Here is a 19,790-nt window from a genome sequence, read left to right on the forward strand (position 1 = left end):
TTTATAATTATTTAATGGTTCATAATAAATAATATACTATATTATAGCATATTTATATAAAGAGTAAAATAATAACTCTAGAAGGTGCCTATGAAGTATTATACAAAAAAATCTAAAATACGATTTCAAATTAAACACCCTAAGATTATAATGGTTATTATTGCCATTTTTTTGTTGATTAATTCTATTTTGTACTTTTTTGATAAAAATATTCTGCCCACTGTATTATCTATAGGAGAAGAAAAAGTTAGGAGGGAAGCTACAACAATAATTAATGAAACAGCTTTAGATATTTATTCTAAAGATTTTAATTATAACGATATGATACTTACAGAAAAAGATAATGAGGGAAATATTACTTTGCTAAGGGCAGATACAGTTAAATTAAACTATTTATCTGCAAAATTAGTTTTAGCATCTAATGATAAAATAGATAAGTTATCAGAAGTAGGATTAAAGGTTCCTTTAGGATATATGACTAAAAACTTAGTTTTTTATAATTTAGGTCCAAAGATTAATGTTGATATTACTCAAATTGGTAATATAACCAGTAGTTATGAATCAGTTTTTGAAAGTGCAGGAATAAATCAAACTAGACATAAAATATATTTAAATGTAGATATGAAGATGAAGCTTATAGTGCCATTAAATAGTAGAGATGTGGAAATATCTAGTCAGATACCAATTGCTGAAACTATAATAGTTGGTAAGATACCAAATACAGCAATAGAACTTAATAAAAATTAATTGTTTTACTAGGAAAGGAGCTGCCTAAACAGCTCCTTTATTAAAATTATATTTATTTTTATTTATTTTCCCAATTAAATACATAAGGAACATTTCTATAGAAGCTTTCGTAATCAAGGCCATAACCAACAACGAATAAATCCTCTATTTCAAAACAACAATAATCCGGTGATAAATCCACTTTTCTTCTAGAAGGCTTATCTAATAAAGTACAAGTTTTAACTGATTTAGCACCACGTTTTTTTACATAGTCAACAACAAATTCCATTGTATAACCAGTATCTATTATATCGTCTACTATAAGAACATCCCAGCCTTCGATATTGTCTGGAATATCATTAACTACTTTAACCTCACCAGTACTTTCTTCACTATGACCATAACTAGAAGTGGTCATAAAACCTACTTTTGCCTTACAATCTATAGCTCTAAAAATATCTGCTCCAAAAATAAAGCTTCCTCTAAGTAATGGTAAAACATAAAGTTTCTTATCTTTATAATCTTCAGTTATTTCTTTACCAAGTTCAGTAATTCTATTTTTAATTTGTTCTTCTGTAAAAAGTATATTTCTTTTCTTATCATCCATTTAAGTGAATCCTCCTAAAGAAAAATGTAAAAGTTAATAAATTTAATATTATATTTAATAGTACATATTTTTTATAATATTTGCAACTTTATTTTGAATATGTAGTGTTCATTGTAATTAAATGTATGGAAACCATCCACTTATAGAGATAGAAACTGATAAAAACCTAGATAAAAAAATATTAGTAATTAAAGATTCATTTGCTAATAATTTTGTACCATTTTTAACTGAAAATTACGGAAATATTTTTCTAATTGACTTAAGATATTATACAGAGTCTATTAATGAATTCATAAAAAATAATGATATAAATGAAGTTCTCTTTTTATATAATGTGAATACTTTTAATGAGGATGATTCTATTTTTAACTTATCTACATAAGATGTTATAGCATAAATACTTGACAATAACTTATAATATAAACATAATTAATAGAAAGTAAAAGGATTATATTTATAGTTAATATAATAAAAGTAAGGTGATATATAATGATATTTGGAAATATAGATGGTATAAAAAAAGCTTTTTTAGAAGAACTTGAAGGAATTTATAAAATGAAGGTTCTTAAGGATGAAGTTTGTAGCTTAGAAATAATTAATATAATTTCAAGAGTAACTTCATTAATAGAGCGAGAAATAAGTGTGGCTATTGATAGGAGAGGAAAAGTAGTATCTGTTGCAATTGGTGATTCAACATCAGTAGAAATTGGAATGATAGATATAAGAGAAAAAAGATTATCTGGAGTCAGGGTAATACACACACATCCTAATGGATTATCAAATTTATCAGCATTAGATTTATCCGCTTTATTGAAGCTTAAGTTAGATGCTATTATGGCAATAGGCGTATATAATGGTAATATTACAGATTATTCATTAGGTTTAATAACAATAACAAATGATTTATTAGATTATGAAGAAAAATTAAATCTTTCTTTAGAAGAATTACTTTCTATTCATATTTTAGATAAAATACAACATATAGAAAAATTAATTAAGGAAAGAGATATTGTTGAAGATCAAGGAGAAAAAGCTATTTTAGTTGGCTCTGACACAAAGGAAAGTTTAGAGGAATTAAAAGAATTAACTAAAGCTTGTGACATACCTGTACTTGATTTAGTTTATCAAAGTAGAAGTAAGATTGATCCAGCTTTTTATATTGGAAAAGGAAAAGTCCTAGAAATAGCTACTTTAAGACAAAGTAAACATGCAAATTTAATTATATTTGATGATGAACTTTCAGGATCACAAGTAAGAAATTTAGAAGCAGCATTAGGAGCAAAAGTAATTGATAGAACAACTCTTATACTTGAGATATTTGCAAGAAGGGCTAGAAGTAAGGAATCTAAAATCCAAGTAGAATTAGCGCAATTAAAATATAGAATGAGTAGGTTACAAGGTCTTGGAACAGTACTTTCAAGAACTGGTGGAGGAATTGGTACAAGAGGGCCAGGAGAAAAGAAGCTAGAAACAGATAGAAGACATATTAAAGAAACAATATATGATTTAAATGACCAATTAAAAAAGATTAAGAAAAACAGAGAAGTTCAAAGAGAAAAAAGAAATAAGGAAAGTATTCCTAAGGTATCTTTAGTTGGATATACAAATGCAGGTAAATCTACCCTTAGAAATAAGCTTTGTGATTTAGCTGCTCAAAAGGAAGTTCAAGGAAAAGAAAAAGTATTTGAAGCTGATATGCTGTTTGCAACTCTAGATATTACTACAAGGTCAATAATACTAAATAATAAAGGAGTAGTTACTATTACAGATACAGTTGGATTTGTAAGAAAGCTTCCTCATGATTTAGTTGAAGCCTTTAAGTCTACTTTAGAAGAAGTAATATATTCTGATCTTTTATGTCATATAGTAGATGCTTCTTCAAATTCTGCATTTGATCAAATAAAAGCTGTAGAAGAGGTTCTAGAAGAATTAGGTGCCAAAGATAAAGATACCATTTTAGTATTAAATAAAATTGATAAAGCTAATGAAGAGAATTTAGAAGAATTAAGAAAAGCTTGTTATGAATATGAAGTTATTGAAATTTCAGCAAAAGATAATATAAATTTAGATGGACTTTTAGAACTTATTGAAGAAAAACTTCCATACAAAATGAAAAAGTGTAAATATCTAATACCTTACGATAGAAGTGAGATTAATTCATTTCTTCATAGAAATGGTAGAGTGTTAGAAGAGGAATACAGAGAAAATGGAAGTTATATGTTAGTAGAAGTAGATGATGAGATATATAATAAATCAAAAGAGTTTGTAATTGAAATTATTAGCTAGAAAAATATAAAAATTGCTAAACTGCAATGAAGATTATACTTTATTGCAGTTTTTATTTTTATTCTATATAATTATTTTAGTAATGTAAATCGTATGTAACAGGGGGAAAAATAATGGCAAAATCAATTATAGATTATCAAAATGCCTATAAAGAAATAACAGAATTACTTAAGAAAAATAATAATATTCTTTCTATATTTATTTTTGGCAGTATGGTTAGTGGAGACTTGTGGGAAGGCTCCAATATAGACTTATTTGTTATATATAAAGAAGATTTTCATGAAATTAGAGATGTTTATTCAGAAGTATCAGGCATACCAATACATATAAAAATAATAAGTAAGGAATTATTTAAAAAGTATTATAATGAAGCAGGAAAAAGAGAATTTATAAAGAACTCACTAATTTCTTCTAAAATGATATATTCAATAGATGATGAAATTACAGATTTATACCAAAAGATTATATATATGATAGATTCTGACAAGGGAAGACTTAACCTTGTATATCTTGGTAACTTTTTTAAAGAAATTGGGATTTGTAAAAAATATATAGGAAAAGGAAGTATATATACTGCATATGAACTTTTATTAAGAGCATTAAATAATTTTTCAATGCTTTTTTTAAGCATAAATGGATATACAGTAAGTAAAGATTCTCTAACAATGGCATGTAATTTAAATGATATATTAAATGATAAAGTTAAGAATTTGATATATAAAGAAGTTGATGATATAACTATTAAAGAGTTGTTAGATTATATGGAGAATTACTTAGAATATAATATAGAAAAAGCATCTATGGATTTAATTAACTTTATAAAAAATGAAAATAGGTCACTAAGTGCTTATGATATTAAAATTAATCCATATTTTAAAAATTTTAAAATAAAAATAGAGGAAATATTAAAGGTATTATATAAAAATAATATTATTACTCAAGAAAAAAGAGAGCTTAGGGATTCTAAAGGTAACTTTCTAGCTATGGAAAATGTATATTCTTATAAAAACTAGCATGCTGGAGGTTTTATGAAGGAATTATTTAAAATATATTTTGAGGAAGAAATTCCTAAGTATATTCAAATTGCAGGACATATAAAAAAATTAATAGATAATAGATATATAAAGGATGGGGAAAAGCTACCTACTATTAGAGAACTTTGTGATTTTTTGAATGTAAATAAAGTAACTATAGTTAATGCTTATAAAAAGTTAAAAGCTGATGGATATGCATATCAAAAAGTAGGTTCTGGGACTTATGCTAAAAGAAGAGAAACCATTTCTTCACTTAATAGAGAATATTCAAAGATATTTAAGGAATTATCTTCAGATGACTTAAAACATATAATAGATTTTACTGGGGAAACCAATTCAGATGTTTATTTTCCAATAGAAGATTTTAAACATGTAATTAATAAAGTTTTAGATAGAGATGGAGCTAATGCTTTAATAAATAAGGAAGCTCTTGGTTATGAAAATTTAAGGAAAACCATAAATAAGGCTTTTTGGAATGAAAAATTAGATTTAAACAATATTTTAATAGTTTCAGGAGCTCAACAAGGAATTGATATAGCTTCAAAAGCAATAGTAAATATAAATGATAATGTGGTAGTAGAAAAGCCTACCTATGGAGGAGCTATTTCAGTATTTAAATGGAGAAGAGCTAATATATTTGAATTGGAGTTAGAAGAAGACGGTATAGATTTATTAAAACTAGAAGAAGTGTTAAAAAAGAATAATATAAGTTGTTTTTATACAATGAGCTACTTTCATAATCCAACAGGAGTAAGCTATAGTTTGGAAAAGAAAATAAAATTATTAGAGCTTGCAAATAAGTATGACTTTTATATTATAGAAGATGATTATTTATCAGAGCTTATATATGATAATAATATTAAGCATAAGCCACTTAAAAGTTTAGATAAGCATGACAGAGTAATATATATAAAAAGTTTTTCTAAAATATTTTTACCAGGTATAAGGCTTGGGTATATGATTACTCCATCATCATTTAATGAAATTATTCAAAGTTCTAAGATTAACACTGATATTTCAACATCTAGTCTTATGCAAAGAGCTTTAGAATTATATATTAGTGAAGGTCTTTGGAAAAAAAATATAGATTATCAACAAAGGATGTATAAAGAAAAATATTTATTAATGAAAGAATTAATAGACAAAGAACTTTCAGATAAGGTTTCATATATTGATCCAAAGGGAGGTCTATATTTTTATTTGGAAATTAAAAATAAAAATATAAAGTCAACAGATTTATTTTATAGATTAAAAAAGAAAAATTTATTTATTACACCAGGAACTATTTTGTTTAAAGATTCAAGTGATGGAGATTACTTTTTTAGAATTAGTTTCTCACAGGCAAGTAAAAAGAAAATTGTTGAAGGAATAAATTTAATTAAGGAGGAACTTAAATGAGTTATGTTACTATAAGAGATTTTGGAGAAGATAGATTTATAGAAAAAAAATCAGAATTTATAGGTTATGCAAAAAGATGTGAAAGTGAAGAGGAAGCAAAATCCTTTGTAGCAGAGATAAAAAATATGCATAAACAAGCAACTCATAATTGCTTCGCTTATGTAATTGGTGAAAATATGGGGATTCAAAGATATAGTGATGATGGTGAGCCACAAGGTACTGCGGGAATACCTATATTAGAGGTAATGAAAAAAAGTAATATTACTGATTGTGCAGTAGTAGTAACCAGATATTTTGGCGGAATACTACTTGGAGCTGGAGGTTTAACTAGAGCATATACAAAAGGTGCATCTGTAGCTTTAAAAGCTGGTGGTATAGTAGAAAAGGTTAAAGGTGTTAGATTATTACTTTGTATGGATTATGATATGCTTGGGAAAATACAATATAAATGTAATGAAAACAATTGGTATATTGAAGAAGTAGAATATACGGATAAAGTTGTGGTTCATATATTAGCAGAGGTTGAATTATCAAAAATAATTGAAAAAACTGCTATAGAAATTTCTAATGGTAAAATAATAATAAATAAAAGAGATGAAGATATATATTTTAAAGAAGAAAATAGGTTGTATAAATTGATTTAGGAATTTGTAATAATAAAGTAATTATGATATAATTCCACTGTATTTATAAAATATTTATTAATGTTGGGAGGAGTAAAGATGTCAGGACATTCAAAGTGGCATAATATACAAAATAAAAAAGGTAAAGCAGATGCTAAAAGAGGAAAAATATTTACTAAATTAGGTAAAGAAATTGTAATAGCAGTTAAAAATGGTGGTCCTGTTCCCGACACTAATCCAAAATTAAGAGATGTAATTGCTAAGGCAAAGGCTGCTAATATGCCTAATGATACAATAACTAGATCAATTAAAAAAGCTTCAGGAGAACTTTCAGGAGTTAATTATGAAAAGATAGTTTACGAGGGTTATGGTCCATCAGGAGTTGCTGTAATTGTAGAGACTTTAACAGATAATAAAAATAGATCAGCAGGAAATGTAAGAAGTGCCTTTACAAAAGGTGGCGGAAATATGGGAGCTACAGGATGTGTAAGCTTTATGTTCCAAGAAAAAGGAGAAATTGTTATTGAAAAAGAAGATAAGGATGAAGATGAAATAATGATGCTTGCTTTAGATGCAGGAGCAGAAGATTTTGTTTCAGAAGAAGAAGTATTTATAGTAACAACTACTCCAGAAGATTTTGGAACAGTTAGAGAAGTATTAGAAGCTGAAGGAATAGAATTCTTAGAAGCAGCTGTTAAGATGATACCAGATACATATACTGAAATTAATGAAGATGATGCTAAGAAATTCCAAAAGATGTTAGACTTACTTGATGATGATGATGATGTTCAAGAAGTTTACCACAATGCAGAATTTCCTGAAGGATGGGATGAATAATACAATTTAATATTAAGAATTGGCTTATTTACTAGCTTTGAGGATATATAAATTATTATATATTTTTGTATTGCCCTCTTTTTTGCCCCTTATAGATTTTGGAAGAGTTAAAGGAGCAGAAAAGAGGGTTTTATTATTTTAGAATTGATTGAAGTTTATCTAATTTTGAAATAGCTTTTTCCTTAACTGATTCTAATACATGGGTATAAGTATTTAAGGTAATTGCTACAGTACTATGACCTAAAAGCTCCTGGACTGTTTTAGGCTCTTCTCCAAGTTCAAATAATCTAGTTGCATAAGTATGTCTAAGATCATGAAACTTTCTATCAGATATATTACTTTTTATTAATATATTTTTGTATTGACGACCTACAGTACTATCTACTAAATAAGCTCCAAGTTTATTACAAAATACTAAGTTATTATCTACATATAAATTAGCACATCTTATTTTATCAAGCCTTTGTTCATTTCTATACTGAAGCAAAGTTTTTACTAAGAATTTTGGTATAGGTACCTTTCTAATACTTTTTGATGTTTTAGGTGTTTGGATAGAGCTATATCCATTTGAACGACCTTCTCTAGATACGTCAGCTATATATTTATATGTTTTATTTACATCAATATAGTTTTCTTCAAAATTAATATCATCCCATGTAAGAGCGAATAACTCTCCTTGTCTTAAGCCAGTATAAAGAGCTGTAAGGAATAACATTTCTAAATGATGTCCTTTAATTGCTTCAATAAATACTTTTTGATCATCTAATGTGAATGGGACAATTTTATTTTGTTTGGACAATTTAGTTTTTTCATCTTCTTTTGGTAGCACTATTGCACCAGAGAAGTCCTTAACAATAATATTATTATCATAAATATATCTGATAAAAGGTCGTATGATCTTATGGATATTTCTTATCCTGGTAATAGTACAATTATTATTTACTAGATTATTATAATATCTTTGTATATCAATTAATTTTAAATCTCTTACTTTGATTTTAGAAAGGGAACTATTCTTTATATATAATCTATAAACTCCTTCATAGTTTTCTTTAGTTGAAGGTTTAAGGTGTGTAAAATGCACCTCAAAAAGCCAGTCAGTAAAGAATGGCTCAAAGTATTCTTTGTTATTAATAATACCATGCTCTAGATTATATTTAATTTTCTTAATTTTACTTTCTAATTCTTTTACTGTAGCTCCATAGATATCCTTAGGTGATTTTAAATTCTCATGCCTTAATCTATAGAAATAATATTCTTTATTACCTTTAATTTTCTTCTTATATATTGTCTTAGCCATTGTTAGACCCTCCTTAAGTTTAAATTATATTCTATAAGGGGCGAATATATTTAAAGCTTTATAAGGCTTAATATAGGCTATTTTAATAAGATAAAAATTCAAACATATCTATTAATTTACTAAATTCAAAATCAGTAAATTCATTAATAAAATCAAGCATTTTTTTCCCGTATTCAATAAAATCTTTTTCGGGTATTTGAGCTATAATTTTTTCGTCTTTAATAAGGTGTATATCATATCCTTTTATATTTGGTCTTAATTCATATCCTTTATTTTTAAATATAGTTATTAATGGTTTAAGCTCTGGCACTCCGATAATAACATCAATATAAGTATCTACTGTATCGATATTAGAATCAGTAAGATTAATTGTATCATCTTCTAATAATTTACTAACAGGTACATCAAGAGCAGCAGCTATTTTAGTTATTATTTCAGACCCTGGTATTCTTATACCTTTTTCATATTTTCTTATTGAACTTTCTGAACAAAAAGATAGCTCAGCCAACTGAGATTGTGTTATATTTTTTAAATTTCTGTATTTTTTGATATTATCTCCAATACTCATATTATCACCTCGAAATTATTATATCATATTAAGACACAAAAGTGTCAAATAATTATTGATAACGACACAAAAGTAATGTAATATAAAATTAACGACACAAAAGTGTCTGATGAAAAGGGGTGAATATATTTTGAACTTAGATTTAGGTAAGTTAAAAATAGCTATGGCTAAAGAATGTTTATCTGTTAATGATTTGGTAGAAAAAACTGGACTAGGTAGAGCTACAGTATCAAAAGTTATTAATGGTAGACAAAAACCAACAACTAAAACTATTGGATTAATGGCAAAAGCTTTGAATGTTGGTGTATCAGAAATTATTTCTACTAAAGAATAAGAGAGTTCAAATTTGAATTCTCAAAACATATATAAAATAATTCATATCTAGAGACATTACGGAGTAAGACACAAGTAAAGTGCAATGCTTTATATACTATTTATGCTTATGAAAATAAGCCTAGAATTGATTTAAAGAATAAAGGGTATTTACATATCTAATTAAATGTAAAAACGCTCTAAGGAGCTTTTAGGAGGTAAATATTAATGGAGAATGTTCAACAAAGAGATCCATATTTTGAAAAGTTTATAAATCTAACAGTTGATTTTATAGTATCAGAAGTTAAAGAAAGACTTAAAGACTTTAAGCCAGTAGATGAAGAAGAAAAGTTATCATATGTACCTAAGGAAGCAGCAAAGATATTAGGTGTAGGTAATAACACTATATACAACTTACTTAAAGATGATGATTTTCCTAGCTTTAGAATAAATGATAAATGGTATGTATCTAGAAAAGGCTTAGAGGACTGGGTAGAAAAGCAAACTAAGAAATAGGAGTATGTTTATGAGTGATTTATTAGAAAGATTTAAGAAGATCTATGAAGAAGGTACTAACTATAAAGTATCTTGGAGCAAAGTAGATGAAGCTGGGAATTTAACTGTAGGAATAGTTAATGCAGCAGGAGAAGAACAGTTTTATTTAAATGTTAGGGAATATCCAACAGGTGTGATTTATTGGTATTAGGAGGTAGAGCATGAGTATATACATACTAATTTCATATATAGAGTTTTGTAAAGAAAATAACGTATCTCCTAGTTGGTTAGAACTTAGAGAATACAAAAGAGAGTACTGGAGGGATTAGATGGAGAAAGAAAAGACTTTTATAATTGCAACAGGGAAAAGTAGCAAATCGAAATATTGGAAGAAGGAAGAAATATCATGGGATAGTTTAGTTAAAAAGTTATCTCAGACTAAAAGAACAAATGAAACAGAAGAAGAATATAAAAATATGGCTAAGGTTGATAGAGATAGGATTAAAGATGTAGGAGGATTCGTCGCAGGAGAGCTTAAGGGAAATAGAAGGTTAAAGACTGATATATTAAACAGGAGTTTATTAACCCTAGATATAGATTATTATTCAGATGATATAGACGAATTACTGAGCAATTTAGATTATGCTTATTGTTTATACTCAACTCATTCTCATAGAGCAGATTATCAAAGATATAGATTAATTATACCTACTGATAGAGAAATGAAAACAGATGAATATCAAGCTATTTCTAGAATGGTAGCAAGTAAAATTAATATAGAAATCTTTGATAAAACTACTCATGATCCTGAAAGAATGATGTATTGGCCATCAACTCCGATTGATGGGGAATATATATTTAAATGCTCATCCGAAGATATAGAATTTTTAAAAGCTGATGATATTTTAAATGAATATACTTTTGGTTGGGAAGATGTGAGTTCATGGCCAACAAGTATTAGGGAAAAGGACCATATCAAAAAAGAGCTAAATAAACAACAAGATCCTTTAACTAAAAAAGGAATTATAGGGGCTTTCTGTAGGGCCTATTGTATAACAGAAGCTATAAGTGAGTTCTTAGAAGATATTTATATACCAGGTGCAGATGATACTAGATACACATATGCACTAGGGAGTACAACTGGAGGAGTAAAAATATATGATGATAAATTTAGTTATAGTCATCATGGTACGGATCCAGCTTCAAATACTTTGTGTAATGCCTTTGACTTAATAAGAATCCATAAATTTGGAGAGTTAGATAAAAACAAATCGGATGACATTGAAACGAAAGATTTAAAGTCATTTGAAAAAATGTGTGAGTTCGTAAAAGCAGATACCAAAGTAAAAGGAGAACTTATAAAAGAAAAAGTCATAGAAGCTCAAGAAGATTTTAAAAATGATGATTTAAAGTGGCTTGAAAAGTTAGAAGTAACTTCAAAAGGCGCAATAAAGAATAATTATTCCAATATAAAAATGATAATAGAAAATGACTCCAATTTAAAGGAAAAGATAGTTTATGATGAATTTTCTAATAAATCTAAAGTTATAGGAGAATTACCTTGGGGAAGGTCCGATATAAAATCATCTTTACAAGATTCAGATTATATGAGTATGTGCATTTATATAGAAGAAACTTATGGTGTTACTGTAAGTGATGAACGCTTAAGAAAAATATTAATAGCAAATATTCAAAGTAAAGCTATTAATCCGCCTAAAGAATATTTAAATTCTTTAACATGGGATGGAGTTAATAGAATAGACACCTTATTAATTGATTACTTTGGAGCAGATGATATTGAGTACACTAGGATGGTTACTAGAAAATGGCTATGTGGTGCTGTAGCAAGAATATTTGTACCAGGTATAAAGTTTGATTATATGCTCGTATTAATAGGCGATCAAGGAGTAGGGAAGAGTACGTTTTTTAAAAAATTAGCAAAGGATAAGTGGTTTACAGATTCAATACAAGAAGTTGAAGGAAACCAAGCTATAGAGAAAATTATAGGATCATGGATTATAGAATTTGGAGAATTACAAGCTTTTAGTAAAGCTGAATCCAAGGCAATTAAAAGATTTGTTTCAGCAACAGAGGATAAAACTAGGTTAGCTTTTGAAAGAAGTACAGGCTATTATAAAAGACAATGTGTATTTGCTGGAACAACTAACAATGAGGAATTCTTGAAAGATGATACTGGTAATAGAAGATTTTGGCCAGTTAATTTTAAAGGTAAAAAGGTTAGAGGAATACTTGAAAGTGACAAATTTGAAAAATCAATAGATCAGATATGGGCAGAAGCCGTTTATATGTGGAAAGAGTTAAAAGAACCATTATACCTAAATAGAGAACAAGAAAAATTAGCAGAGCAGCAACAAGAAAAACATGTTATTAAGGACGACAGGCAAGGCCTAATTGAGGAATATCTCGAAAAGAGATTACCTAAGGATTGGGATACACGTGATATGCATGCTAGAAGAAGTTTTATAAATAATGATGAATTTGGATCAGAGGAATTAAGTGAGGAAAATAGTATTTTGAGAGATAAAGTATGTATTCTTGAAATATGGGTTGAATGCTTTGAAAAAAATAGAAGTGATATAAAGAAAAGTGATTCAAATATAATAGCTTCAATTATGAGTAATATAAAAAACTGGGAGAAATCAAACAAGTCACATAGATTTAAAATTTATGGAGTACAAAAAGCTTATATAAGAAAAAAAATAAGTTTAGTTACACGCTAGTTACAAGATAGTTACAAGATAGTTACATATCTAAATATAGTAATATCAAGGGTTTAAGACTATTTTGTAACTATGTAACTAAAAATAATTAATAATAGGTATGTATTATAAATTTTTATAAAAAACTTAAATTTATAATATTAAAAAATAGAAAAAAATATATAATACCCCCGTATATATAAAAAAGATGGTTACAATTTTAAAAATACCATTAAAGCCTTGATATATAAAGGTTTAGATATGTAACCAAGGTTAGTTACAATGTAACCATAATAAAAGTTTGAGAAAGGATAAATTTTATTATGAATGAAATAGAGTGTATAACAGACCAATTATTAGGATTTACTGAAGAAGTAGAAACTGTAGTAAGTACATTTATAAGAAAAGGATATACAAAAGACCAGGCTATAAGAATTGTAGAGTTAGGAATAGAAGATATAAAGGCAGAAGTAGAATATCAACGTAATAAAAGAATAGACAAGCTAATTGAAGCTTACGACCGTAGAACATATACCATAGAAGAAAGAGAGGATATATAAATGAAGAGAGAAGATTTAAGAAAAGTTGAGGTTATAATAAGATGGGATTTAATGACTTTACCTGGACCTACTCAAACTAAAATAGGTGAAGATTCTTCATATGTTGATGGATATTTCCATGGTTGGAGTACTAATGGGGATTTAAAAGGAATAGTAGAGCTTGATGATGGAGTTATAGAGTTAATACCATATAAAGATATTAGGTTTTTAGAATAAAAAAATGCTTATAGATACGATCAATACCTATAAGCAAGGAGCTATCCATAGGATAACATATCGTTTAGCAGCTTTAGTTTATCCTATTGGCTCCTAAAATGCAAATATTAAATGAATGGGAGATAAGGAAATGAATTACGAAAAGATATGTAAATTAATTAATGGAATTATTGAAAGTGAATTTAATCATGTACAAATGTTTAAGGAGGCTAACTTTATAGATACTAATGAAGAACAACAAGTATTACATAAAACCTCAGTAGAATTAATGAATAAGTTAATGGGAACTTTATCAGAAGAGCAGCAAGAATTATTAGATGATCTTGACACTGCAATTTGTAATGAATGGACAAATCTTTGTAGATTTTATTTAAGGGAAGGTATAGCAGCTGGATTAACTAATTTAAAATACTTAAATGAAATAGACAATATAGAAAATTATTTATAATTTGGAGGTTTAGATATTATGATATTAAAAGATCCAGTAATAAAGAAATTAATTAAACTTGCAAATAAAAAGAATATGAAAGTTAAGCTAGTAGACTTTAAAGCTCATAGAGGATTATTAAAGGGAAATCGTATAGGAATAGATTCAAAGTTAAATATAGATGATTTAAGATATACATTAGCTCATGAATTAGCTCATGCATATTTACATATAGATAAGGGCGATACAATAAGAAGTGAATTGCATGAAGAATACGAAGAACAAGCAAATAGAACGGCTAATTTAATAATTGATTTACTGTCATTAGATAACAATACAATAGATTTATAAGAGGTACACTATGGCAAAGATAACAATAAGTTATGAGAATGAAATAGAAAAGATTAATATATTAGAAGCCTTATCCAAAGGTATTAAGATAAAAAGGATAAGTAAACCTAGTAAGTCTGGAAAGTATTATAGGGTTTATTTAGACATAGAGTAGTGACAATAAAAAATAACACTACAAAGAAGGTGAGATATGTTTTGTTCAGTAAAGAAGGATAAAAAGAATAATAAATACAAGTTCTATTTGTGTGATAGGTACAGAGATAAGACAACTGGAAAAGTAAAAAGTAGTGATAAATATATAATGACACTACAAAAAGAAAATATATTTAATTTATATACTGATGAAATGAAGATTTATATAGAAAATATATTAATAGAAAAAGGTATAAGTCTTGAAAATATAGATTTGGTTTTAGATAAATTAAGAAGTGTTAAAAAAGTAGTGACAGAAGAATATAACACTACAAATAAATTTAATATAGTGACACAAGAAAAAGACACTACAAGTATAGATGAAAAAATTGAGATAGTACAAACTGAAATAGTAGAAGAATGTATCCCTACATATAACACTACAATTATGTTTGATGTTCAGCAGATGTATAGAGATAATGTAAAAACTATGATGAGATTTGATACTATGTCAAAAGCTTTTGGTATAAAAACTAAAGATAGATTTCAGATAGAAGATGAAGAATTACAAAAACTACACGAGCAAGGCGAAAGAATTAAGGAGAAAATAGATGACATATACGAAGAATATGTATATATCAATGAACAGAATGATTTTCTCGATAAGTTAGGAAGTGAAATAAGGTTAGTACAGGATATTTATATAAGTTGTTATAATAAATTTCCTAGTAGTGAAATATGGGTTGTTGGAGCGGGATATATTAGGCGTATTTATGAAAAACTTGATTTTGTATTACCTGGATATGGAGTAAAAATATTTGATTGTTGGGAAGAAATTAAAGCCCATAATAAGCTAGATGATAATAAAGCATATTTTAATCATGAGGAATATTTTGAAGAGATAGACTTATATAGAAAGAGTAATTTAGAAATAGATAAGTTAGATATAACAGGATCATTAATAAGAATGATATTAAGTCGTAATTATGAAATAGATATGTCAATGGCTGATTGGATTGATATTAAAGTTGATGGAGATTTTATAAGTTTAAGCTTAGAGCATTTAATAGATTGGATTAATAATAAACCTACAAGAGATTACAAAGTTAATATAGATAATCTAATGGAGTATAGAAAGCAGCTATATAAATTTGAGGATGTGGAATATTAAGCTAATGATTTATAACTAAATAATGGATTGTTATTGAGGTATATACTAGAATCAATATAAGTTTTATGGTAGAATAAATGTAAAGATAAACATAACAAATAAATAGTTTAGTACCCTACTTGAAAAAGTGGAAGGCATATAAAAGCCATGGGAAATATATCAGTTTTAATAGCTGAATATTATCCTATGGCTTTTTTATTTTATGTTAAGGAGTTGTTAGAATGAGTGACGCTGCTAAGATAGCAAGACGAGAGTATATGCGACAATGGAGAGCTAAGAACAAAGATAAGGTAAAAGTAATCCAGGATAGATACTGGGAGAATAAAGCTAAAAATTTAAAAGACGAAGGAGAGAAAAAAATAATATGAAATTAAGAGAAGTAACGCAAGAAAGAAAAGATTACTATGAGAATAAGGTAGTATTGACCTTAAATAATTATGACAAGATGATTACAGAAGTAGATAATAAACTATTTAGATATGGAGCTATTCATCATGATTTTTGTGTTGGAAAATATTCGCTAGGATATGCAAAAGAAAAGAAGGAAGATATTAAAGTAGAGATTAAAAATATCAATGTAACAACATTAGATAATATAGTAGCTGAATTAAAAAACATAAGAGAAGATTATATCAAAGAAATAGTTCCAGAAACATCAACTACAGATTTAGTAGAGTTGAATTTAATAGAAAAAGAATTAAAAGTAATGAGTGATTCAGAGCTTTTAGAATATTACAAAGAGAATTACTTAGATAAAAACATTATAAGACTTGTACAAGTAGAATATAAAGCTAGAAATGGCTTTAAAGATAGTAATAAAGCAAGATTAGAGTTACCTAAGTATGATGTTAAAGATACGTTTATAACTAAGATAGATACTGAAATAAAAAGAGTAGTAGGATTAAGGCAAGTAGTTAGTAATATGTGTAACTTTGTAGGTGAAGTAAGTGCTACAGGATCACCAGTACCAAAACTTATACCATGGAATACTATTTTTGAAAATGTAGAGAAAAGAAACTTAGAGAAGATAGTAAAAGTAAGTTTAAAAGATTTTGTTTAGGAGGACATTAGAATGGAAGAAATAAAAGCATATTTAGAAAAAAGAATAGAGTATATAAGAAGAACTAGAGGTAAGTTTACAACTGGAGAAGAAGAACTTCAGAAGGTATTAGATGAAGTTAATAAAATGCTAAAAAGTTAGCATTAATTGGGGGCAAAAGCTCCCTTTTTGACTATTAAAAATAGGCTTAAAGCGTTGATATAACTAAGAAAGAAAGGAGGTACTACCCCCATATGGGAAAGAAAATAAGGTATAGATTAAGTAATCCTAAGGAAGTGAGAAGAGTATTAGCAAATGTAACTAATAAAGTGGCTAATAATGAAATGGATCCTAAACAGGCAAATGCAATAGCTTATTTATGTAATTGTATATTACAGAGTATAAGAGTTGATGAATTAGAGAAACAAGTTCAACAGTTGGAGGAATTAGTTAATGATAAATAATAGAAGAATATCAAAACTTAAAAGAAATCTATATAAAATAAAAGGAAATCCTAAATATTCAAAGTGCATAGTAAAAGTTATGGAAGGTATGTACTTATTTGAATTAAAGAATAATGCAGCACATCACAAGGATTTATATAAGAAAATAGATAAGGTAATAGATGGTCTAGAAGTAATAGAGCTTAATGATTATAGCATAGAGGATATATTAATTGCAGGTAATGGATTAAGTGAGTTAGTAGTATTTACAGGTGATATTTTAGAAGATGATATTAATGTTGTACACAATGCACACAATTAAGGTTGCACACAAAATGTATTTTACAAAACGACGAATATGCGCTCAATTAATTTTACAAAACAAGACGAATACCTAAAAGTACTCCGTATATTTAATCTACAGATAGAAGAAGGTGATAAGATGAATAATGAGGAATTAGTACAACTATATCAAAATGGAGATAATAACGCACTAGATAAGCTTATAGATGATAATTCCAGAATAATATATAAGATAGCCAATAAGTATTATGGAATTAATAGAGAGCTAGAATTAGATGATTTAGTTCAAGAGGGAATATTAGGACTTATTGAAGCAGCTAAGAGATATGACTTTAATAATGAAAAGAAAGCTAAATTCATTACATATGCAGTTTATTATATAGATAGATATATTTATAGGGCTGTTAATGGTAATAGTACTAAAGAGAAGGGAAATACCGAATTTTATCATAATTGCAGCAGCTTAAATGTTCCAGTAGGAGAAGAAGGCACCGAATTAGGTGATCTTATAGAAGGTGTAGATTATGGATATGAAAATATAGAAGAAAAGATATTTTTAAATAATCTAAGAAAAGAATTAGAAGACTTAATGATAACTCATAACACATTAGAACAGAGACAAGTATTAAAGTTTAAATATGGATGGAATGCTAAAGCTATGCTAGTAAAAGAAATAGGAGAAATATTAGACGTATCAGCTTCTAAAGTGAGAGATATAGAATACAATGCATTAAAGAAATTAAGGAATAGCTCCTGGACCATTAAGAATATAAAAAACTTTGCTGAACTTGGATATATAAGTGATTTTTATTTAGGAATATATAGGGACTGGGGAATAAAAGTGTAATAGGATCCTTTGCCATCTGGTAAGGGATTTTTTATTAGAGTTTAACTGCCGAAATTTCGGCAGTTAAAAAGTAGTCCAGCTTATAAAGTAACCGAACAAAATTATTCGGTTAAAAGTATTACACCACAATTTTGTAGGCTATCTATAAATTTAAGATGAGTTATATTTTAGAAAATTAAAATTTGAATGAAAGTAGTGTAAGAAATCACTTAGCAAAAATGAATAATAAACAAGTTGTATTATTAAAGAATTCAGATGTCCTTAATAAAGACATCCGAAAATTAAATAATGCTGGAGAAAAGTTTTTAACAGAAAGTGGAGTCTACAAATTAATATTTAAATCAAACAAGAGAGAAGCAGAGAGATTTCAAGATTGGGTAACTGATGAAGTATTACCACAAATAAGAAAGACAGGTAGTTATTCAAATGATAAATCTAAATTTGATAACTCACTTAAAGAAAAAGAAATTGAAGCTAGATATAACAACTCACTTGTTAGAAAAGCAAATGCACTACTTAAGATATGTAATAACCCAAACTTATCTAAAGAATATGTACAAGTATTATTTGAGATTTATTCAACTGGAATGGCTTTAGGTTATGTAAAAAGAGATATAAAAACTTCGGTACAAGGTGTACCGAAAACATATGAACGTCCCTTTAAGTCGAGAATAGATAAGGTTCTTGAAAATGCAGATATAAAACCATATGTCCACAGTGGACAGAGATATTTAACCGAAGAGCAACTATATGACTTTATGCTTGAAGCTAGAACAAAAAAATGTAAATCATTTAGAAAATGGGTAACTAATGACGTATTGCCTACAATTCGTAAAACTGGTGGTTATGTTGATAATGCAGATAAATTCACAGATAACTATTTCTCAAATTTAAGTCTAGAAGTAAGAAAAGCTATAAAGCAAGAGTTAGTAAATAGAAATAAGGTTCTAGTAAATAGAAAAAGAGAATTAATAGTCGAAGCTGAAGAGTTAAAGCGTGAATATGAGCTTAATAAGAAAACTATAGAGCAATTAAATATTTAGGGGATTATTTCAAAGGAGGTAAATAAAAATGAATAAACAAATTGAACAAAAATTATCATCAAGAGAAGTTGCTCAAATGATAGAAATGAGACATACAGAGTTATTAAGAAAGATTGATAATATCAATGAAGATTTAGCTAAAGCCAAAATTGGCTCCAGTAAATATTGGGTAGAATCATCATACAAAGACATAAGTGGACTTTAACAATAGAGAAGAAGTTGCAGAAATCTGCACCAGCGATTCGTAACAAGTCTCGTGATGAACTAGCAAAGATAGCTGGAGTATCTCATGACACTATAGAGAAAGTTGAGTGTATAAAGAAAAAAGGAGTTTTTTTAAATATGTAGAAAT

Annotated in this window: 29 protein-coding genes; 26 read left to right on the top strand and 3 right to left on the bottom strand. The window is 27.4% G+C overall.

Features of this window, described 5'->3' with window-relative positions:
• Window positions 1-90: 90 nt before the first annotated feature.
• Window positions 91-747 (top strand): sporulation protein YunB, encoded by a 657-nt coding sequence (gene yunB, locus ACQRD5_RS06080; protein WP_291624776.1) that lies wholly within the window; start codon window positions 91-93, stop codon window positions 745-747.
• A gap of 58 nt (window positions 748-805) precedes the next feature.
• Here the strand turns inward: yunB and hpt are convergent, their stop codons facing one another.
• Window positions 806-1,333, bottom strand: a complete 528-nt coding sequence (hpt, locus tag ACQRD5_RS06085; protein ID WP_294170145.1) for a hypoxanthine phosphoribosyltransferase — start codon at window positions 1,331-1,333, stop codon at window positions 806-808.
• Between the two features lie 121 nt (window positions 1,334-1,454).
• Between hpt and ACQRD5_RS06090 the strand changes: the two genes are divergently transcribed.
• The 6 genes from ACQRD5_RS06090 to ACQRD5_RS06115 all read left to right on the top strand — a co-directional run bounded on the left by ACQRD5_RS06090 (window position 1,455) and on the right by ACQRD5_RS06115 (window position 7,511).
• Window positions 1,455-1,715, top strand: a complete 261-nt coding sequence (locus tag ACQRD5_RS06090) for a hypothetical protein (protein WP_294170143.1) — start codon at window positions 1,455-1,457, stop codon at window positions 1,713-1,715.
• 107 nt (window positions 1,716-1,822) lie between these two features.
• Window positions 1,823-3,619 (top strand): GTPase HflX, encoded by a 1,797-nt coding sequence (gene hflX / locus ACQRD5_RS06095; protein ID WP_320901001.1) that lies wholly within the window; start codon window positions 1,823-1,825, stop codon window positions 3,617-3,619.
• A 113-nt stretch (window positions 3,620-3,732) separates the two neighbouring features.
• Window positions 3,733-4,632, top strand: coding sequence for a nucleotidyltransferase domain-containing protein (locus tag ACQRD5_RS06100; protein WP_294189684.1), 900 nt, complete (start codon window positions 3,733-3,735; stop codon window positions 4,630-4,632).
• A 15-nt stretch (window positions 4,633-4,647) separates the two neighbouring features.
• Window positions 4,648-6,051, top strand: a complete 1,404-nt coding sequence (locus ACQRD5_RS06105) for a PLP-dependent aminotransferase family protein (RefSeq protein WP_291624790.1) — start codon at window positions 4,648-4,650, stop codon at window positions 6,049-6,051.
• Window positions 6,048-6,695 carry a YigZ family protein gene (locus ACQRD5_RS06110; RefSeq protein WP_291624792.1) on the top strand — a complete coding sequence of 216 codons (648 nt, stop codon included), beginning with the start codon at window positions 6,048-6,050 and terminating at the stop codon, window positions 6,693-6,695. Before ACQRD5_RS06105 ends, ACQRD5_RS06110 begins: the two co-directional genes overlap by 4 nt.
• A 78-nt stretch (window positions 6,696-6,773) precedes the next feature.
• Window positions 6,774-7,511, top strand: coding sequence for a YebC/PmpR family DNA-binding transcriptional regulator (locus ACQRD5_RS06115; protein ID WP_320901405.1), 738 nt, complete (start codon window positions 6,774-6,776; stop codon window positions 7,509-7,511).
• A 133-nt stretch (window positions 7,512-7,644) separates the two neighbouring features.
• Here ACQRD5_RS06115 and ACQRD5_RS06120 read toward each other — a convergent pair whose 3' ends face one another.
• Both ACQRD5_RS06120 and ACQRD5_RS06125 read right to left on the bottom strand, forming a co-directional pair.
• Complete coding sequence (locus ACQRD5_RS06120; RefSeq protein WP_320901407.1) at window positions 7,645-8,811, bottom strand: site-specific integrase; 1,167 nt, start codon at window positions 8,809-8,811, stop codon at window positions 7,645-7,647.
• A gap of 82 nt (window positions 8,812-8,893) precedes the next feature.
• Window positions 8,894-9,379 (bottom strand): helix-turn-helix domain-containing protein, encoded by a 486-nt coding sequence (locus ACQRD5_RS06125; RefSeq protein ID WP_291624797.1) that lies wholly within the window; start codon window positions 9,377-9,379, stop codon window positions 8,894-8,896.
• A gap of 130 nt (window positions 9,380-9,509) precedes the next feature.
• Here ACQRD5_RS06125 and ACQRD5_RS06130 point away from each other — a divergent pair, with 130 nt between their 5' ends.
• From ACQRD5_RS06130 to ACQRD5_RS06220, 19 genes are all read left to right on the top strand, one after another.
• A complete protein-coding gene (locus tag ACQRD5_RS06130; protein WP_291624799.1) occupies window positions 9,510-9,713 on the top strand; it encodes a helix-turn-helix domain-containing protein in 204 nt (67 codons plus the stop codon).
• A 206-nt stretch (window positions 9,714-9,919) separates the two neighbouring features.
• Window positions 9,920-10,207, top strand: a complete 288-nt coding sequence (locus ACQRD5_RS06135) for a helix-turn-helix domain-containing protein (RefSeq protein ID WP_291624801.1) — start codon at window positions 9,920-9,922, stop codon at window positions 10,205-10,207.
• A 10-nt stretch (window positions 10,208-10,217) separates the two neighbouring features.
• Window positions 10,218-10,397: a hypothetical protein gene (locus tag ACQRD5_RS06140; RefSeq protein WP_320901410.1), complete on the top strand. Its 180-nt coding sequence runs from the start codon at window positions 10,218-10,220 to the stop codon at window positions 10,395-10,397.
• 118 nt (window positions 10,398-10,515) lie between these two features.
• A complete protein-coding gene (locus tag ACQRD5_RS06145; protein ID WP_320901412.1) occupies window positions 10,516-12,927 on the top strand; it encodes a virulence-associated E family protein in 2,412 nt (803 codons plus the stop codon).
• Window positions 12,928-13,229: 302 nt separating this feature from the next.
• On the top strand, window positions 13,230-13,466 hold the full coding sequence (locus ACQRD5_RS06150; RefSeq protein WP_320901413.1) for a hypothetical protein: 237 nt from the start codon (window positions 13,230-13,232) through the stop codon (window positions 13,464-13,466).
• The gene (locus ACQRD5_RS06155; protein WP_291624812.1) at window positions 13,467-13,682 is read left to right on the top strand and encodes a hypothetical protein; all 216 of its coding nucleotides are present in this window, start codon (window positions 13,467-13,469) and stop codon (window positions 13,680-13,682) included. It abuts the gene before it with no gap.
• A gap of 130 nt (window positions 13,683-13,812) precedes the next feature.
• Window positions 13,813-14,130, top strand: coding sequence for a hypothetical protein (locus tag ACQRD5_RS06160; protein ID WP_320901414.1), 318 nt, complete (start codon window positions 13,813-13,815; stop codon window positions 14,128-14,130).
• An 18-nt stretch (window positions 14,131-14,148) separates the two neighbouring features.
• Window positions 14,149-14,460 (top strand): ImmA/IrrE family metallo-endopeptidase, encoded by a 312-nt coding sequence (locus ACQRD5_RS06165; protein WP_291624815.1) that lies wholly within the window; start codon window positions 14,149-14,151, stop codon window positions 14,458-14,460.
• Window positions 14,461-14,470: 10 nt separating this feature from the next.
• Entirely contained in the window at window positions 14,471-14,614 is a 144-nt protein-coding gene (locus ACQRD5_RS06170; RefSeq protein ID WP_291624817.1) for a hypothetical protein, read from the top strand.
• Between the two features lie 36 nt (window positions 14,615-14,650).
• The gene (locus tag ACQRD5_RS06175) at window positions 14,651-15,763 is read left to right on the top strand and encodes a hypothetical protein (protein WP_291624819.1); all 1,113 of its coding nucleotides are present in this window, start codon (window positions 14,651-14,653) and stop codon (window positions 15,761-15,763) included.
• Window positions 15,764-15,984: 221 nt separating this feature from the next.
• Window positions 15,985-16,131, top strand: a complete 147-nt coding sequence (locus ACQRD5_RS06180; RefSeq protein ID WP_294170759.1) for a hypothetical protein — start codon at window positions 15,985-15,987, stop codon at window positions 16,129-16,131.
• Window positions 16,128-16,823 carry a hypothetical protein gene (locus ACQRD5_RS06185; protein ID WP_320901418.1) on the top strand — a complete coding sequence of 232 codons (696 nt, stop codon included), beginning with the start codon at window positions 16,128-16,130 and terminating at the stop codon, window positions 16,821-16,823. The genes ACQRD5_RS06180 and ACQRD5_RS06185 overlap by 4 nt, the downstream gene beginning before the upstream one ends.
• A 12-nt stretch (window positions 16,824-16,835) precedes the next feature.
• On the top strand, window positions 16,836-16,964 hold the full coding sequence (locus tag ACQRD5_RS06190; protein ID WP_294170763.1) for a hypothetical protein: 129 nt from the start codon (window positions 16,836-16,838) through the stop codon (window positions 16,962-16,964).
• A 92-nt stretch (window positions 16,965-17,056) separates the two neighbouring features.
• A complete protein-coding gene (locus ACQRD5_RS06195) occupies window positions 17,057-17,266 on the top strand; it encodes a hypothetical protein (protein ID WP_294170766.1) in 210 nt (69 codons plus the stop codon).
• On the top strand, window positions 17,256-17,567 hold the full coding sequence (locus tag ACQRD5_RS06200) for a hypothetical protein (protein WP_294170767.1): 312 nt from the start codon (window positions 17,256-17,258) through the stop codon (window positions 17,565-17,567). The genes ACQRD5_RS06195 and ACQRD5_RS06200 overlap by 11 nt, the downstream gene beginning before the upstream one ends.
• A gap of 120 nt (window positions 17,568-17,687) precedes the next feature.
• Window positions 17,688-18,395, top strand: a complete 708-nt coding sequence (locus tag ACQRD5_RS06205) for a sigma-70 family RNA polymerase sigma factor (protein ID WP_320901421.1) — start codon at window positions 17,688-17,690, stop codon at window positions 18,393-18,395.
• Window positions 18,396-18,613: 218 nt separating this feature from the next.
• Window positions 18,614-19,438: a BRO family protein gene (locus tag ACQRD5_RS06210; protein WP_427746619.1), complete on the top strand. Its 825-nt coding sequence runs from the start codon at window positions 18,614-18,616 to the stop codon at window positions 19,436-19,438.
• Window positions 19,439-19,466: 28 nt separating this feature from the next.
• Entirely contained in the window at window positions 19,467-19,643 is a 177-nt protein-coding gene (locus ACQRD5_RS06215; protein WP_294170773.1) for a Rha family transcriptional regulator, read from the top strand.
• The gene (locus ACQRD5_RS06220) at window positions 19,604-19,786 is read left to right on the top strand and encodes a hypothetical protein (RefSeq protein WP_320902043.1); all 183 of its coding nucleotides are present in this window, start codon (window positions 19,604-19,606) and stop codon (window positions 19,784-19,786) included. The genes ACQRD5_RS06215 and ACQRD5_RS06220 overlap by 40 nt, the downstream gene beginning before the upstream one ends.
• Window positions 19,787-19,790: the final 4 nt, after the last annotated feature.

The sequence above is a fragment of the Clostridium sp. SGI.024 genome (assembly GCF_050315195.1).
GTDB lineage: Bacteria > Bacillota > Clostridia > Clostridiales > Clostridiaceae > Clostridium.